The organism is Janthinobacterium sp. TPC_1 (assembly GCF_056037845.1).
Window position 1 is genome coordinate 4302208 of sequence record NZ_CP195157.1, and the last position, 15964, is coordinate 4318171.

General features: G+C 60.8%; 13 protein-coding genes and 2 pseudogenes. All 15 read left to right on the forward strand.

All coding sequences use genetic code 11. The features are described from left to right. The first annotated feature begins 11 nt into the window (after nucleotides 1-11). The 15 genes and pseudogenes from tssB to ACQVLG_RS21115 all read left to right on the forward strand — a co-directional run bounded on the left by tssB (nucleotide 12) and on the right by ACQVLG_RS21115 (nucleotide 15963). A complete protein-coding gene (gene tssB / locus ACQVLG_RS21045; RefSeq protein ID WP_230506834.1) occupies nucleotides 12-521 on the forward strand; it encodes a type VI secretion system contractile sheath small subunit in 510 nt (169 codons plus the stop codon). 4 nt (nucleotides 522-525) lie between these two features. Then, nucleotides 526-2010, forward strand: coding sequence for a type VI secretion system contractile sheath large subunit (gene tssC / locus ACQVLG_RS21050; RefSeq protein ID WP_230542365.1), 1485 nt, complete (start codon nucleotides 526-528; stop codon nucleotides 2008-2010). A 30-nt stretch (nucleotides 2011-2040) separates the two neighbouring features. Next, a complete protein-coding gene (locus ACQVLG_RS21055) occupies nucleotides 2041-2532 on the forward strand; it encodes an Hcp family type VI secretion system effector (RefSeq protein WP_230506832.1) in 492 nt (163 codons plus the stop codon). A 145-nt stretch (nucleotides 2533-2677) separates the two neighbouring features. Further along, nucleotides 2678-3166 (forward strand): type VI secretion system baseplate subunit TssE, encoded by a 489-nt coding sequence (gene tssE, locus ACQVLG_RS21060; protein ID WP_034777804.1) that lies wholly within the window; start codon nucleotides 2678-2680, stop codon nucleotides 3164-3166. A 2-nt stretch (nucleotides 3167-3168) separates the two neighbouring features. Continuing rightward, nucleotides 3169-5013 carry a type VI secretion system baseplate subunit TssF gene (tssF, locus tag ACQVLG_RS21065; protein WP_474290861.1) on the forward strand — a complete coding sequence of 615 codons (1845 nt, stop codon included), beginning with the start codon at nucleotides 3169-3171 and terminating at the stop codon, nucleotides 5011-5013. Next, nucleotides 4977-6072 (forward strand): annotated as a pseudogene (tssG, locus tag ACQVLG_RS21070) (type VI secretion system baseplate subunit TssG). The gene tssF and the pseudogene tssG overlap by 37 nt, the downstream one beginning before the upstream one ends. A 45-nt stretch (nucleotides 6073-6117) precedes the next feature. Beyond that, nucleotides 6118-8805, forward strand: a complete 2688-nt coding sequence (gene tssH / locus ACQVLG_RS21075; RefSeq protein WP_474290862.1) for a type VI secretion system ATPase TssH — start codon at nucleotides 6118-6120, stop codon at nucleotides 8803-8805. A gap of 15 nt (nucleotides 8806-8820) precedes the next feature. After that, nucleotides 8821-10509, forward strand: coding sequence for a type VI secretion system Vgr family protein (locus ACQVLG_RS21080; protein ID WP_474290863.1), 1689 nt, complete (start codon nucleotides 8821-8823; stop codon nucleotides 10507-10509). Next, nucleotides 10455-11356: pseudogene (locus tag ACQVLG_RS21085) on the forward strand (DUF2345 domain-containing protein). The gene ACQVLG_RS21080 and the pseudogene ACQVLG_RS21085 overlap by 55 nt, the downstream one beginning before the upstream one ends. 37 nt (nucleotides 11357-11393) lie before the next feature. Further along, entirely contained in the window at nucleotides 11394-11642 is a 249-nt protein-coding gene (locus ACQVLG_RS21090; protein WP_230542371.1) for a hypothetical protein, read from the forward strand. Next, nucleotides 11582-12529 (forward strand): DUF4123 domain-containing protein, encoded by a 948-nt coding sequence (locus ACQVLG_RS21095; protein ID WP_474290864.1) that lies wholly within the window; start codon nucleotides 11582-11584, stop codon nucleotides 12527-12529. Before ACQVLG_RS21090 ends, ACQVLG_RS21095 begins: the two co-directional genes overlap by 61 nt. A 21-nt stretch (nucleotides 12530-12550) precedes the next feature. Continuing rightward, the gene (locus ACQVLG_RS21100) at nucleotides 12551-13027 is read left to right on the forward strand and encodes a hypothetical protein (protein ID WP_474290865.1); all 477 of its coding nucleotides are present in this window, start codon (nucleotides 12551-12553) and stop codon (nucleotides 13025-13027) included. A 317-nt stretch (nucleotides 13028-13344) separates the two neighbouring features. Beyond that, complete coding sequence (locus tag ACQVLG_RS21105) at nucleotides 13345-13851, forward strand: hypothetical protein (protein ID WP_474290866.1); 507 nt, start codon at nucleotides 13345-13347, stop codon at nucleotides 13849-13851. A 1-nt stretch (nucleotide 13852) separates the two neighbouring features. After that, nucleotides 13853-14974: a T6SS phospholipase effector Tle1-like catalytic domain-containing protein gene (locus tag ACQVLG_RS21110; RefSeq protein WP_474290867.1), complete on the forward strand. Its 1122-nt coding sequence runs from the start codon at nucleotides 13853-13855 to the stop codon at nucleotides 14972-14974. Continuing rightward, complete coding sequence (locus tag ACQVLG_RS21115; RefSeq protein WP_474290868.1) at nucleotides 14947-15963, forward strand: hypothetical protein; 1017 nt, start codon at nucleotides 14947-14949, stop codon at nucleotides 15961-15963. Before ACQVLG_RS21110 ends, ACQVLG_RS21115 begins: the two co-directional genes overlap by 28 nt. Nucleotide 15964: the final 1 nt, after the last annotated feature.

Consider the following 15964-nt stretch of genomic DNA (forward strand, 5'->3'; position numbering starts at 1 on the left):
GGGATGATGTCATGTCAAAAAAAGAAAGTGTTCAAAAACGCCTGCAAAAGGTCCGTCCGCCACGCGTGCAGATGACGTATGACGTGGAAATCGGCGATGCGATTGAAAACAAGGAACTGCCCTTTGTGATGGGCGTCGTGGGCGACTTCGGCGGCAATTCCGAAGTCGAGCAAAAACGGCTGAAGGACCGCAAGTTCATCGGTATCGACCGCGACAATTTCGACGAGGTGCTCAAGGGGGTCGAGCCGCGCGCCGCGTTCGGCGTTTCCAACGAGCTGAGCGATGAAGGCGGCCAGTTGCGGGTCGACCTGCGCTTCAAGTCGCTCAACGACTTCCGTCCCGAGGCGGTGGTCGAACAGGTGGCACCGCTGCGACGGCTGCTCGAAGCGCGCACCAAGCTGGCGGACCTGCGCAACAAGCTGGCCGGCAACGACAAACTGGAAGATATCCTCAACGACGTGCTCAACAGCACTGAAAAGCTGGCCCAGCTGGAACAGCAATCCACCGCCAAGAAAGGCTGATCCCATGTCCGCTCAACTGACCCCCGCGTCCGGCGCCGCCGCGACCACCGATATCGGCTTGCTCGACCAGATCGTCGAGCAAAGCAAGGTTGCCAAATCCAGCGTCGAGCATGCACGCGCCAAGGATCTGATTTCAGAACTGGTCAGCCAGGTGATGGACGGCACCGTCGTGGTGTCGGATAACCTGGCCGCCACCATCGATGCGCGCGTTGCCGAGCTGGACCGACTCATTTCGCGCCAGCTCAGCGTTATCCTGCATGCGCCCGAATTCCAGAAGCTGGAAAGCAGCTGGACGGGCCTGCATCACCTGGTTGACAACACGCCCACCGGCACCAATCTGAAGATCAAGCTGCTCAACGCCACCAAGCGCGAGCTGGTGCGCGATTTCCAGGGCGCGCTGGAGTTCGACCAGTCGACCATGTTCAAGAAAGTGTATGAAGAAGAGTTCGGCACCTTCGGCGGTGCTCCGTTCGGCGCGCTGCTGGGCGACTTCGAATTCACGCGCCAGCCCGAAGACATGTATTTCCTCGAACAGATGTCGCATGTGGCCGCTGCTGCCCACGCGCCCTTCATTTCGGCCGCATCGCCCGAGCTGTTCGGTCTTGAAAGTTATGCCGACCTCGGCAAACCACGCGACCTGGCGAAGGTGTTCGATACGGTCGAGTACGCGAAGTGGAAGTCGTTCCGCGAATCGGAAGATGCGCGCTACGTCGGCCTCACGCTGCCGCGCTACCTTGGTCGGCTGCCGTTCAATCCGGCCGATGGCGCCACCGTCGACGGCTTCAATTTCGTCGAGGATGTCGATGGCACCAACCACCAGAAATATCTGTGGTGCAATGCAGCCTACGCCTTCGGCGCCAAGCTGACGGCGGCCTTCGACGACTACGGCTGGTGCGCGGCGATCCGCGGCGTGGAGGGCGGCGGCCTGGTCGAGGACTTGCCGACCCATACCTTCAAGACCGACGAAGGCGAAGTGGCGCTGAAATGCCCGACCGAGATCGCCATTACCGACCGGCGCGAAAAGGAGCTGAGCGACCTGGGTTTCATCTCGCTGGTGCATTGCAAGAACACGGATTACGCGGCGTTCTTCGGCGCCCAGTCGGCGCAGAAGGCCAAGAAATACAACACCGATTCCGCCAATGCGAATGCGGTGCTGTCGTCGCAGCTGCAATACATCTTTGCCGTCTCGCGCATCGCCCATTACATGAAGGCCATGATGCGCGACAAGATCGGCAGCTTTGCCGCCGCGTCCAACGTCGAAGATTTCCTCAACCGCTGGCTGATGCAATACGTGTTGCTCGACGATAACGCCAGCCAGGAACAGAAGGCCCAGTTTCCTCTGCGTGAAGCATCGGTGCAGGTGTCGGAGGTGCCTGGTCGTCCGGGCGTCTATCGCGCCATTTCCTTCTTGCGTCCCCATTTCCAGCTCGATGAGCTGTCCGTTTCACTCCGTTTGGTCGCGGAGCTGCCGCAATCGACCAAATCCTGATTTTTTTTATAAACAACCGAAAGGAATGACATGGCAATCGACGTTTACTTGCAAATTGATGGTATCAAAGGCGAATCCACCGACACCTCCCATAAAGATTGGATCGAATGCAAGTCGGTCCAATGGGAAGTGCTGCAACCGAAGTCCGCTACTGCCTCGACGGGCGGCGGCCATACCGCCGAGCGTACCGAGCACAAGGATATCGTGGTGGCCAAGCTGGCCGACCTCGCCACGCCGCTGCTGCTGCAAAATTGCTCGTCCGGTAAAACGATCCCGAAAGCCAAGTTCGAATTCCTGCGCGCTGACGGCCAGGGCGAGCGCATCAAGTACTTCGAGATCGAGTTGGAAAACGTGCTGATCAGCAGTGTGGCGCCGTCCGTCGCACCTGGCGACATCCTCGGCGAAAACCTGTCGATCAAGTATTCCAAGGTCAAGTGGAAATACACGCAGCAAAAAGTGGGCGGTGGCTCCGGCGGCAATACCTCCGGCGGTTGGGATCTGTCGGCCAACAAGACGATTTGATCGACAACGGCCCTTGCCGGATGAAGCCGTTCCGGCCAGCTGCCGGCGCTGACTCCGGCTTGTGCCTGCGCGACTGAGTTTCCTGCATCAAAGGGCCGCCGCAGGCCGCCCTTTTTTTCATACTACTGCCAAGCACAGGATACCGATGAAGGGTTTTACGCCGGGATTGTTCGACCGCCTGATGGACACACCTGTCCAGGGCGCTTCCAGCAGCACCGTCTCGCGCCTGTCGCTGGAAGACTTGAAAGACACCGTGGCGCGCGACCTGGAGGCGCTGCTCAACACGCGCACCGTGATACCGGAAGCGCTGCTGAAAAAATTTCCCGAATGCGGCCGCTCGATCGTCACCTACGGCCTCAATGACTTCGCCGGCCTGAGCTTGTCGAGTTCCGACGACCGCGCATATATCTGCCAGTGCCTGGAAAAAGCCATCGCGCGGCATGAGCCGCGCCTGCGCAGCGTGCGCGCTTCGCTGGAAATCCAGGAAGGCTCGATTAACCGCCTCAATTTCGCCATCACCGCGTTACTGGTGGTGCACTCGGCGCAGGAACCCGTCAACTTCGACGCCATCCTGCAGCCATCGAGCCTGCATTACACGATCAGCAAGGCGCGCCGTGCTGCGCAAGGAGCCTGAACTTGGAAGAATTGTTACCGTATTACGAACGCGAGCTGGGTTTCCTGCGCCGCTATTCGCGCGAGTTTTCCGAGCGCTACCCGAAGATCGCCGGGCGCCTGCTGATCGGCGGCGAAGTCTGCGAAGACCCGCATATCGAGCGCATGATCCAGTCCTTCGCGCTGCTCAATTCGCGCATCTCGAAACGCCTCGATGACGATTACCCCGAATTTACCGAGGCGTTGTTCGAGGTGCTGTATCCGCACTACCTGCGGCCGTTTCCTTCGTGCTCGATCGCGCGCCTCGACTACAGCGGCGCGGCGGCGCAGCTGACTGCCGCCACCGAGATCGCGCGCGGCACCGAACTGGCGACGCGTCCCGTCAAGGGCGTCGCGTGCACTTTCCGCACCGCCTATCCCGTCACCGTGGCGCCGCTGGCGCTGACGCATGCGGCATTTTTCGCCATCATCGACGCGCCCGAGCAAATGCAACTGCCGCCCAACGCCACTTCCAGCGTCAGCATCGTCATCGAAGCGACCGCCGAGCAGATCTCGCTGGCGCAGCTGGGCGTGGCGAAGCTGCGCGTGTTCATCGATGGCGAACCCTCGTTTTGCGCGGCGCTGCGCGACGCGCTGTTCATGCGCACGGTCAAGGCCTATGTGGAAGCTGATGACAGCGGCCGCTGGAGCGCGCTGGCGCAGGTGCCTGTCAGCATCGCCGGTTATGCCGAGGACGATGCGCTGATCCCGTTTTCGGCCCGATCCCATCCGGCCTACCGGCTGCTGACCGAATACTTCTGTTTTCCGGAAAAATTCAATTTCTTCGACATCGACCTGGCCGCGCTGTGCGCGCCGCTGCCGTCCGGCTGCCGGCGCATCACGCTGCACCTGGCCCTGGCCGGCCTGCGCACCGATTCGAATACGGCGCGCATGCTGGGCACCATGTCGACCAACAACCTGCTGCTGGGCTGCACGCCGGTGGTCAACCTGTTCCGCCTGCGCGGCGAACCGATCCGGTTGACGCACACGGCCGCCAGCTATCCGGTGCTGGCCGATGCGCGCCGCGCCTACGCCTTCGAGGTGCACGCAATCGAGTCGGTCAAGCTGGTGCGCCAGACGCCGCAAGGGGAGTCGGTCACCGAATTTCGTCCTTTCTATTCGCTGCGCCACGGCCAGACACCGGCCAGGGATGGCCATTACTGGGTGATGCGGCGCGATGACACCATCAGTGAAAAAAGTCCCGGCTACGAGACCGAGATTTCCATCGTCGACATCGATTTCGATCCGGCCGCGATTGAAACGGATACCCTGAGCCTGGAGCTGAGCTGCACCAACCGCGACCTGCCGGCGCAACTCACCTATGGCCTGCGCGGCGGCGACCTGTTCCTGGAAGGCGGATCGAGCGTGCGCAGCATCCACTTCCTGCGCAAGCCGACCGAGTCGCACCGCTTCGAGCGGGGCCGCGGCGCGCACTGGCGGCTGATCTCGCACCTGTCGCTGAACCATCTGTCGCTGTCGGGCAGCGGCCTGGAAGCGTTCCAGGAGATGTTGACCCTGTATGACTTGCCCCGTTCGGCGACCTCGCAGCGGCAGATCAGCGGTATCGCGGCGATCGACCACAAGGCGGCCAATGCCTGGCTGCCTGGCAATCCCTTCGCCTGCCTGGTGCGTGGAATCGAGGTGCGCCTGACGCTGGACGAAGAAGCGTTTGTCGGCAGCGGCATCCATGCGTTTGCCCATATCGTCGAGTGTTTTCTCGGCCTGTACGTGCATGCCAACAGTTTCACGCAACTGGTGGTGCTGTCGAAAAAATCGGGAGAGGAGTTGTTGCGATGCAAACCACGCAGCGGCGATTTGAGCCTAGTGTAATCGAGCGCCTGTTCGCCGAGCCTTACCGCTTCCAGTACTTCCAGGCGGTGCGCATGCTCGAACTCTGGCTGGTGCGCAACGGCATGGCGCGCGAGGGCGCGGTGGCCAACTTCCTGCGCTTTCAAAATTCGGTGTCGCTCAGTTTCGCGCCCAGCCAGCTTGAAGCGGTGCAGGCCGAACCGCGCGAGCTGGGCGCCCTGGCGGGTGACATGCGCGCACTGGGCGAGGCCGTGCGGCGCGCCGAGCTGAAATACATCCGCCTCACGCCGGCCTTCATGGGTTTTCTTGGCGTGGCCGGGGCGCTGCCGGCCCATTACACGGAACGCATCGCCGCGCACCAGCTGTACGAGAAAGACGCGGGGCCGCGCGCCTTTCTCGACACCTTTTCCAACCGCGCGCTGGCGCTGTTCTACGAAGCGTGGCGCAAGTACCGCCTGGAGCTCAAGTATCAGCTCGATGGCAAGGACAAGTTCCTGCCGCTGCTGCTGTCGCTGGCGGGCCTGGGCCATGAGTCGCTGCGCCGGCGCCTGTACGACGATGGCGACGGCGTGCTCGACGAGTCGGTGGGATTTTTTGTCGCCGCCATGCGGCACCGGCCGCCATCGGCGGTGGCGATGGGTCAGGTATTGTCCGCGTATTTCGGCCAGCCGATCAAGGTGATCCAGTTCGTTGGCTGCTGGTACGACGTGCCGCGCGACCAGCAAAGCAGCCTGGGCGGCATAAACGCCATGCTCGGTTCGACCGCGCTGGTCGGCGCGCGCGTCTGGCAGCGCGATCTGCGCATGCGGCTGGTTGTCGGCCCCCTGGCGCGTGCCCATTTCGACGCCTTCCTGCCGGGCGGGGCGGCGGCGCGCGCGCTGGAAAAAATGCTCACCATGTTTACCGGCCTGTGCCTCGAATACGAAGTGCAGCTGTGCTGCGCGCGCCGACGACGTGCATGGCGTCACGCTGGAGCAGCCACGCAGCGGCGGGCGGCTGGGCTGGGACAGTTTCCTGATCACCGCCGGTGCCGCGCAGGACCGCGGCGACGTGCGCTACGAACTGCATGCGCTGGCATGAACCATTTTCTTTTTTTATCCGTTTCCATACAAGGACCTTCGCCCCATGAGCATCAACCTCAAGACGCTGATCAGCAAGCTCAATGACACCAGCCGCACCGCCGCCACCCGCGCCGCCGGCATCTGCGTCGGCCTCGGGCAATACGAGGTCGACCTGGAACATTTGTTCCTGGCCCTGCTGGAGCAGCCGGCCAGCGACTTCGCGCTGATCGCCCGCCACAGCGGCATCAGCGTCAGCATGCTCGAAGCGGACCTGCAGGCCGAAGTGGCGCGCCTGCAGACCGGCAATGCGCGCACCCCCGTGTTTTCGTCCAGGCTGCCGAAGCTGTTTGAAAACGCCTGGCTGATCGCCTCGCTCGACGTGCAGGCCGGCCGCCAGGCCAGCATCCGCAGCGCCCATCTGCTGCAGGCGCTGCTGACCGACCCTGAACTGGCCCAGCTGGCGTACCGCGGTTCGAAACTGTTCAACAAATTCAAGCTCGACGACCTGAAACACAATCTCGACAAGATCACGCAAGGCTCGCAGGAGGCGGCCGGCGCCCCGGCGGCCGATGGCGAGGCGGGGGAGGGCGGCGAGGGAGGAGGAGACCCCGTCGGCGAACTCGAAGGACGCGCGGCCGCATCGAAAACCCCGGCGCTGGACCAGTTCACCACCAACCTGACGGCGCGCGCGCGCGACGGCAAGGTCGATCCGGTGATCGGGCGCGACGCCGAGATCCGCCAGGCGATCGATATCCTGATGCGCCGCCGCCAGAACAATCCCATCCTGACGGGCGAGGCGGGCGTGGGCAAGACTGCCGTGGTGGAAGGGCTGGCGCTGCGCATCGCGCTGAACGACGTGCCCGACGTGCTGAAGGGCGTCGAGATCCATACGCTGGACATGGGCCTGCTGCAGGCCGGCGCCAGCGTCAAGGGCGAGTTCGAGAACCGCCTGAAGAACGTCATCGACGAAGTCAAGAAAAGCCCGCACGCCATCATCCTGTTCATCGACGAAGCGCATACCATGATCGGCGCCGGAGGCACGGCCGGCCAGAACGACGCGGCCAACCTGCTCAAGCCGGCCTTGGCGCGCGGCGAGCTGCGCACGATTGCCGCCACCACCTGGGGCGAATACAAGAAATATTTTGAAAAGGACGCCGCGCTGGCGCGCCGCTTCCAGGTCGTCAAGATCGAAGAACCCAGCGAAGAACTGGCCTGCGCCATGTTGCGCGGCATGGCGCCGCTGATGGAAAAGCATTTCAATGTGCGCGTCTACGACGAAGCCATCACCGAAGCGGTACGCCTGTCGCACCGGTACATCTCGGGCCGCCAGCTGCCCGACAAGGCCATCAGCGTGCTCGATACCGCCTGCGCCAAGGTGGCGCTGGGCCAGAACGCGACGCCGGCCTTGCTGGAAAACCTAGTCAAAAGGCTGGACCGCATCGACGCCGAAGTCGCGACGCTCGAGCGCGAGGAAAAGAGCGGCGGGAAGCACCCGGCGCGCCTGACAGACTTGCGCGCGCAGCGCAGCGGCGCCGCCGGCGAGCATGCGGCCCTGGCCGCGCGCTGGGAAAGCGAAAAGGCGCTGACGGGGAAAATCAAGGCGGCGCGCCAGGAGCTGGAAAGCGCCGGCGCCGGCCAGTCCGGCACGAAACCGGATGCCAGCCAGGCGGGCGACCTGCAGGCCTTGCTCAAGGACTTGCGCGCGCTGCAGGGCGAAACGCCGATGGTGCCAGTGCAGGTCGACGGCCACGTGGTGGCGGAAATCGTCGCCGGCTGGACCGGCATCCCGCTGGGCAAAATGGTCAAGGATGAAATCCGCACGGTGTTGAAGCTGAAGGACATGCTGGAAGAGCGCGTGCTGGGCCAGTCGCATGCGATCGAGGCGGTGGCGCAGCGCGTGCGCACCTCGCGCGCCAACCTCGATGACCCGAACAAGCCGAAGGGCGTGTTCCTGTTCGTCGGCCCGTCCGGCGTGGGCAAGACGGAAACGGCGCTGGCGCTGGCCGACGTGCTGTATGGCGGCGAACGCAAGCTCATTACCATCAACATGAGCGAATACCAGGAAGCGCACAGCGTGTCGGGCCTGAAAGGCTCGCCGCCCGGCTACGTCGGCTATGGCGAAGGCGGGGTGCTGACCGAAGCCGTGCGGCGCAACCCGTACAGCGTGGTGCTGCTCGACGAAGTGGAAAAAGCCCACCCGGACGTGCTCGAACTGTTCTTCCAGGTCTTCGACAAGGGCGTGATGGAGGATGCCGAAGGGCGCGAGATCGACTTTAAAAATACCATCATCATCCTGACCTCGAACGTCGGTTCGAGCATCCTGATGCAGGCCTGCCTGAACGTGGCGGCGCCAGACCTGCCGACGCCGGAACAGCTGGAGGAAAAGCTCCGCCCGCAACTGGTCAAGAACTTCAAGCCGGCCTTCCTGGGGCGCTTGAAAGTGATCCCGTTCTATCCGATCTCGGACGATGTGCTGGTCAATATCATCGGCCTGAAACTGGGCAAGATCGCCCGGCGCATCGCGGTCAATCACAAGGCCGAATTCAGCCACGACGAAGCGCTGGTCGAGGCCGTGCTGGCGCGCTGCACCGAAGTCGATTCGGGTGCGCGCAATGTCGACAATATCCTCAACGGCACCGTGCTGCCCGAGATCGCCGAGTCGGTGCTGGCCAAAATGGCCGAAGGCGCCGCGATCACGAAAATCAAGGTCAGCGCCAGCAAGCAGGGGCAGTTCAAGTACACCATCAAGTAGAAGGAGCCGTATTTCATGGCTGAGTTGCAACAGGAACTGGAAAACATGTTCGCGGGAGTGGGCCAGCACGCCAGGCTGCTCAAGCTCGACACGCCGCTTGGCGCCGACGTCCTGCTGGCGCAGCGCGTCCATGCGGTCGACCGCGTGAGCCAGGGATACGACTATATCGTCGATCTGCTGTCGCTCGACGGCGCGCTGGAACTCAAGCAGCTGATCGCCCAGGAAGTGACCTTGTGGGTACTGCAGCCGGACGCCAGCTACCAGCCCGTCCACGGTTACGTACACACGGCCAGGAAGCTGGGCAGCGACGGGCAGCTGTCGGCCTACCAGATCGCTTTTGCCAGCTGCCTGCATTTTCTCAAGTTCCGCAAGGATGCGCGCATCTGGCAGAACAAGGGTGCCGACGACATCATCGCCGACGTGCTGGGCGGCCATCCGCAATGCCAGGGCAAGTTCAGGTTCGACCTGAACCAGGCGGTGCGCCAGCGCTCCTACTGCACGCAGTACGAGACGGACTGGCAATTTGTCATGCGCATGCTGGAAAGCGAAGGCTGGTACGGCTATGTCGAACAGGCGGCCGATGGCAGCGGCCATCAGTGGATCATCACCGATTCGGTGCAATCGCTCAAGCCGCTGCAGCCCGGGCAGATCGCCTTTCACCGTGCCGATGCCACCGAGGAACTGGACAAGATCGTCCAGTGGGGCGGCGCCCGCACGCTGTCGAACAGCCAGCTGGCGACCCGCACCTACGACTACAAGGCGCCTCGCAGCGGTCAGCAGAATGCCGTGCAGATCTTGCCAGGGCACGGCAGTATTCCATCGCAGCTCGAGGTCTATGAATATACGGGCGCCTACAGCAGCGCCGACACCGAGCACGGCGCGGAACAATCGCGCATCCGGGTGCAGGAGTGGGAATCGCGCATCAAGCGGTTTTTTGGCACCTCGGGCGTGCGCCGGCTGCCGGTGGGCTGCTGGTTTACCTTGCTCGACCATCCGGCCCACGCCGAAGAGGCGGCCGAGGAGCGCCAGTTCATCGTGCTGGGCGTGGAATGGGCGATCGAAAACAACTTGCCGCTGTCAGGCATGCAACAGGATTTTTCGGGCAGCCTGAAAGGCCGGCTGCTGCAGTTCAAGGAAGAGGCGGGCCTGAACCGTGCCGGCCTGGCCCAGCCCGGCGCCGGCGATGAGCGCACCGGCCACTGCTTCAACCGCTTCGAAGTGCAGCGCCGCAGCGTGGAATACCGCAGCGCCTGCGTGCACGCCAAGCCGGTCATGCATCCGCAGACGGCCACCGTGGTCGGTCCGGCCGGCGAGGAAATCCATACCGATGCGCTGAACCGCGTGAAGGTGCGCTTCCACTGGGATCGCCTCAATCCCGGCGACGAAAAGGCCTCGTGCTGGGTGCGCGTCAGCTATCCGAATGCCGGCGAGGGATACGGCGCCGTGCATGTGCCGCGCGTGGGCCAGGAAGTGATTATCACCTTCCTGGACGGCGACGTGGACCGGCCCATCATCACGGGCCGCATCTACAACGGCGAACAAGCGCCGCAATGGCATACCGATGGACGCGTGTCGGGCTACAAATCGAAGGAATACAAGGGCGCCGGCTTCAACCAGCTGGTAATGGACGACACACCGAGCAGAACCGGGTGCAACTGTACAGCAGCAATACCCATGCGCAGCTCAACCTGGGCTACCTGGTAGGGCAGCAGGGCAATCAGCGCGACGGCTTTTTCGGTTCCGGCTTCGCCCTCAATTCGGATGCGTATGGCGCCATCACCACGCAAAAGGGACTGTACATCAGCACCTATGGCCGGCCCGGCGGGCGCGGCTCGCAGCTCGACGTGCGCGAGGCATACGATCAGCTGACGCAGGCGCACGAGCTGGCGCAAAACCTGTCGGACGTGGCGGAAAAGTCCAGTGCCGAGGCACTGCCGGGGCAGCAGGCGTTCCAGCAATTCATCGACGCGACCCAGGCGCAATACGACGGCGCCGGCCAGCAGGGCGCCAACCGCTTCGCCGAACCGGTGCTGCTGGCGGCGTCGCCGGCCGGCATCGGCCTCGCCACGCCGAAGAGCACGCATCTGCACAGCGGCGAGCAGGTCACCATGTCGTCGGGCGAGGATACCAATTGGCTGTCGGTAAAAGCCTGATCGCCAGCGTCAAGGAGAAGATCAGCCTGTTTGCCTATAACGCGGGCATCAAGCTGTTCGCCGCGAAAGGAAAGGTCGAGATCCAGGCCCACGGCGGCGACATCGACATCATCGCCCAAAAAGTATTGCGCCTGCTGTCAGCCACCGACCGCATCGAAATTTTCGCCAAGAAGGAGATCATTCTCGGCGCCGATGGCTCGGCCATCAGGATCAACGGCGCGGGCATCACCGACATGACGAGCGGCCAGCGCATCAGCCATAACGCCGACTTCTCGATGCCCGGCCCGAAGACCATGCCGTATGCGCTGCCGGTGCTGCCCATGGAAGTCTGCATGGAATGCCTGAAAAAGCGCGCAAAACAGCGTACGGCCTTCGTCAACAAAGGATCGCAACGATGACATTTTCATCGCTGGAATACATAAAGGATAGAACATCATGAGGCACGACAAACGAGATATGTCCGGCAAGTCATTGCAGCCACTGCTGTCAGGCCGGCGCAGTGTGCTGGGCTTGATAGGACTGGGTGTGATGATGCCGCTTGCGGCTTTCGGACAAAAAAATAAAACCACGAAAAAGGCGGCCGCGGCGCGTGGCGCAGTGCGGCCGCAGGGAGTCTGCAAGGAATGCCTGCAAAAGCGCGCAAAACAGCGCTCCGCCTTCGTCAACAAAGGACCTCAACGATGAAATTTTTACCTCTGGATAAGGCTTCGTTTGAAGCAAACCTGGCAAGTGCGCTCGACAATCGTGAACTGAGCTGTTATGCCATTGTCGACCAGGCGCAGGACGGCACGCTGCTGGCGCGCTTTGAAAAAGAGCAGATCAGCATGCGCAGCAAGTGCCTGCTGCCAGCGGCGCTCGGATCCGACACGGAAGCGTATGCGCCCCATCTGGTGGCGTTGTCGCCACTGGCCGCCGATACCGAAGCGTGGCCGGAAATCGCGCAAGGCGCCGCCAGCCATCCCGCCAGCCTTACGCTGCTGGCAAGTACTGATGATTTCGACACGCTGTGGGAAAGCCTGGCGGCGTTTACCGAGATACTGCTGCCGGACGGCACCGACATGATTTTTGCCTTCTGGGACCCGGCCATCCTGGGTACCCTGATGGGACAGAAAAGCGATCTGACTTTGCACGTAGGCGTGCCGGCGCTGACCGTTTCCCAGCGCGAGCGCCTGCTGCAGGGCATACAGGCATGGTGGTACTGGGACCGCGAAGGCCATCCGCAGCAGATACTGCCAGGCGAAAACGACAACGGTCTGCCGCCCCATCAGGTGACCTTGCCGCTCAAGCTGGCCCAGGTGCAGGTCGACATGCTGGTCGAAGCGGGCATGCCGGACCAGCTTTTGTCGATGCTGCAGGAGAACCAGCCGCAGCTGCTGATGGATATTCCACGCGCGCAGCACTACCGCCTCGTGCAAAAACACCTGTTAGCCGCGCGCAAACTGAAGCTGTTCGGCATGCGCGACATTCTGAACTACATCTCTCGCCGCCCTGATCTACGGCGACAAGCTCCAGACCAACCCGGCCATTGCGTCACTGCTGGCGCAGGTCAAGGCCGGCGAAATCAGCTTTGAAGCCGCCATGGACCAGTTTCCATGAGTATCTGGAAACAAGAAGCAAGGACGCCAGGCCGTCGGCTGGCGCTCGGATTGATCGCGTGCGGTTTGATACTGCCGCTGGCGGCGTGCGGGCAAGCGGTAAGGAAAGAGATATGGCTGAATGTGGAGGTTATCTCTTATATTGATCATGTCATTACCAACATTTTTTTTAACGGTACGCCCCTGGGTGTGATGAATCGGTATGGTGCTACGGGAACTATTGCTGGTGTCCAGATCCCGTTCGGCGTTCAGGCATTGCAATGGGAGTTGGATGGGCCAAGGGGTACTCCGCGCATTGGCGAGGTGGTGACCGCTAAGGGGCCGCTGGTGATTTCTCCGGAACAGATACCGCCAGGAACGCGCTATCTTGGCATACATCTTTACCCCGACGATACGGTCGAGTTCACCTTTGCTGAGGGCATACCAGAGCTAACAGCCAGAGGCCAAAAAATTCTTGCTGACAGAAAGAAATAGTATGGGTGCAAGGGTGCAAGGGTGCAGGAACGCGGCAACTCAAAAATTGGCACCTTCGCCGCGAAGCAGGCGTCACGCCACCAGGGTGATTGCACTGGGCTGGCAATCTCGCTGGTGGACTGCGGTCATGTCTTGCGGAAAGAAATTGGTTGACGTGGAGATGTTCTCTTACCTAGGCAAGCTGATACATGAAACAGGGCGGTAGGTGTCCACGCCTGCAGCCGTGATATCGCTGCGGTGAAAACCGGCACGAGACTGCATTGAAATGATAGCTAGCGGCACACTTGGTCACACACACAGCATAAGGGCGAAACATCATGACAGGCGACGAACGAGATTTGGTTATTCATAGGTCACGACTATTGCTATCAAGTCGGCGGAGTGCCATCGGCTTGATAGGTTTGGGTTTGATGATGCCGCTTGCGGCTTGTGGGCAAGGAAAGAAAACAATGCAAAAAGAAACAACACTCCATGTAGAAGTGTTCTCCTACGTTGATCAGGTCATTACCGACATTTCTTTTAATGGAACAGGCTTGGGTGTGATGAATAGGTATGGTGGCACGGGAACGATTACTGACGTTTACATTCCGTTCGGGAATCAGATATTGAAATGGACATTGGACGGGCCGGAGGGAACACCGCGCAATGGCGAGCGTATGACCCCAAAGAATCAACTTGTCATTTCACCGGAGCAGATACCGCCGGGAACGCGTTATCTCGGCATACATGTTTATCCCGATGATACGGTTGAGTTCACCTTTGCGGAAGGCATACCAGAGCGAACCGCCAGAGGCAAAAAAATTTTTTCTAACAGGAAGAAATAAAATGGCCGAAAACGACAAATGTCTTGCGGCCCGCGCATGCAACCGTGACGTAGCTGGCGCAAAACCCAGTGCGAAACAGAATTGCTCGGATATCGTGAATATCAGCATTTACTTTGATGGTACGGGTAACAACAGGGACGCGGATAGGGATCTCCGGCGTTGGGCCAATCCTGCAAGACTGTGGCAATCGGCCCAGTTTCTTGTTTTCCCTGAGATTCCGAATTACCCTATTTATGTCTCCGGGGTTGGGACGCAGTTTAATGGCTCTGCGACAGATTGGATGGACGAGAAGTTGACGAAAGCGGAAGATGCCTACACCGGCGGAGCATTGGGTGGCGGTGGTACACGTCGTGTCGAATCTGGAAAAAATAACGTTGACGATGGGTTGCGTGCCGCCCTCATGCAAAACGCTGCCAAGCTGAACATCCCCTTGAAGGCCTATAGAGAAAAGGGGAAGCCGGCCAATATCAATGGTCTCGCTGCCGCTATCGAGGCGCACGGCCTGATTACCATCATTAATCTTTCTATCTTTGGTTTTTCACGCGGCGCAGCATTGGCCAGGGCCTTCAGCAACGACATGCTGAAGGCATGCACTACTGGAAAAGATGGCCTGCTGCGTTACAAGGGAGTACCCATACGCTTCAATTTTATGGGATTGTTCGATACGGTTGCCTCGTTTGGCTTGCCAGCGTTGAACGTCGATACGCCATTTAACGAAAAGAATCTCGTCGTACCGCATACTGTGGAGCGTTGCGTGCACTACGTGGCAGCCCATGAGTTGCGCTTTTCATTTCCCGTTGATTTGATTCGGAAGAACGGTGTACTCAAGCGTGGCTGGACTGAAACAGTTTACCCAGGCGCGCATTCCGATGTGGGAGGTGGATACGAGCCCAAGAATCAGGAGATCTTGAATAACTATGCACGTATTCCCATGCGTGACATGATGCGCGAGGCTGTAAAGAGCGGTGTACGGTTGGTTGACTATGACGACCTCCCTAAGTTCGGGAAAGGCATCTTTGGAGACCGTTTTGAGTTTAAGCCTGAAGTCGAAGCCTCGTACAAGCAATACATGGCAGCAATTGGTGCTCCGCCACCGTGGAACAAGCGGTCACGGCTCACATGAAAGCCCTGTACTCTACCTGGGGAACGATGACCAAGCGAAAAATCAAGACACCGGACTTGATTGAAGCCGAGAGCGCGGCTGGCAGCAAAAAAGGTCATCCCGGCATCGCGTGGGAAGCAGAATTGTTACTGAGCGTCAACAAGATGAAAGAATTTTCCTTAGCGCAATTGCCGCTAAGAGTTGCCTCAGAGCCACTGCAGGTAATCGGCAAAACGTACAGCATGGTCGTACGCCCGGAAAAGTGGCGGCTCGATGCCTGGCAAGCGACGGCGTCCGATCCCGTACTCAATTTCATCAAATCCGCGGTGCATGATTCCAAGGCCGGCTTCATGGGTGGCATCGAACCATTCAGCTATTTCCGTCCGCGCGGCATGGCCGAGTCGTCGCGCAATGTGCTGGCGCAAGGCTTGGACTGGCTGGACGATACCGTCACTGCCATCAAGAAGGGCGTGATCAAGGTGTACCACCGGGCCGAGGGCGTGGTGATGGAAACCTGGGAAGGCGGCAAGCGGGTGGCCACGCATACGTACAAGGTAGGTGAAAAATTTGTCGTCGAGACCGTGAAGGCGGGCGTCACCTATACGGTGGAGGTGTATCAGAGCGGCAAGCAGGTCGTCATCGCTGCCGTGAAGCGCGGCCAGCAGATGGTCATTACCTCGGTCAACGTCGTCAAGAAAGAAATCACCGATGCCGCCACGGCCGTGCAGAAAAAGGCCGGCGAGGTGGTGGACGCGACCCAGGAGCTGGCGGCCGAGGCCGGACGCAAGGTGCAAAGCGGCGTCAAGCAGGCCAAGGACATGGCCACCGAAGCCGCAGGCAAGGTGCAGCGTGGCGCCAGCCAGGCCCAGGACATGGCCACGGAGGCCGCACGCAAGGTACAGAGCAGTGCCAGCAAGGCGGGCAAGGCGATCAGCGACGGCATCGATGCGCACGTCAAATCGGTTGAAGATGGCTGGAGTTCCTTCCGGCGCAATCAGCTGGGATTTTGAC

Excerpts from the sequence above, each read along its gene's own strand:
- tssB (WP_230506834.1), top strand. The coding sequence starts at position 12 with ATGTCAAAAAAAGAAAGTGTTCAAAAACGCCTGCAAAAGGTCCGTCCG.
- tssC (WP_230542365.1), top strand. The coding sequence starts at position 526 with ATGTCCGCTCAACTGACCCCCGCGTCCGGCGCCGCCGCGACCACCGAT.
- ACQVLG_RS21055 (WP_230506832.1), top strand. The coding sequence starts at position 2,041 with ATGGCAATCGACGTTTACTTGCAAATTGATGGTATCAAAGGCGAATCC.
- tssE (WP_034777804.1), top strand. The coding sequence starts at position 2,678 with ATGAAGGGTTTTACGCCGGGATTGTTCGACCGCCTGATGGACACACCT.
- tssH (WP_474290862.1), top strand. The coding sequence starts at position 6,118 with ATGAGCATCAACCTCAAGACGCTGATCAGCAAGCTCAATGACACCAGC.
- ACQVLG_RS21080 (WP_474290863.1), top strand. The coding sequence starts at position 8,821 with ATGGCTGAGTTGCAACAGGAACTGGAAAACATGTTCGCGGGAGTGGGC.
- ACQVLG_RS21090 (WP_230542371.1), top strand. The coding sequence starts at position 11,394 with ATGAGGCACGACAAACGAGATATGTCCGGCAAGTCATTGCAGCCACTG.
- ACQVLG_RS21095 (WP_474290864.1), top strand. The coding sequence starts at position 11,582 with ATGCCTGCAAAAGCGCGCAAAACAGCGCTCCGCCTTCGTCAACAAAGG.
- ACQVLG_RS21100 (WP_474290865.1), top strand. The coding sequence starts at position 12,551 with ATGAGTATCTGGAAACAAGAAGCAAGGACGCCAGGCCGTCGGCTGGCG.
- ACQVLG_RS21105 (WP_474290866.1), top strand. The coding sequence starts at position 13,345 with ATGACAGGCGACGAACGAGATTTGGTTATTCATAGGTCACGACTATTG.
- ACQVLG_RS21110 (WP_474290867.1), top strand. The coding sequence starts at position 13,853 with ATGGCCGAAAACGACAAATGTCTTGCGGCCCGCGCATGCAACCGTGAC.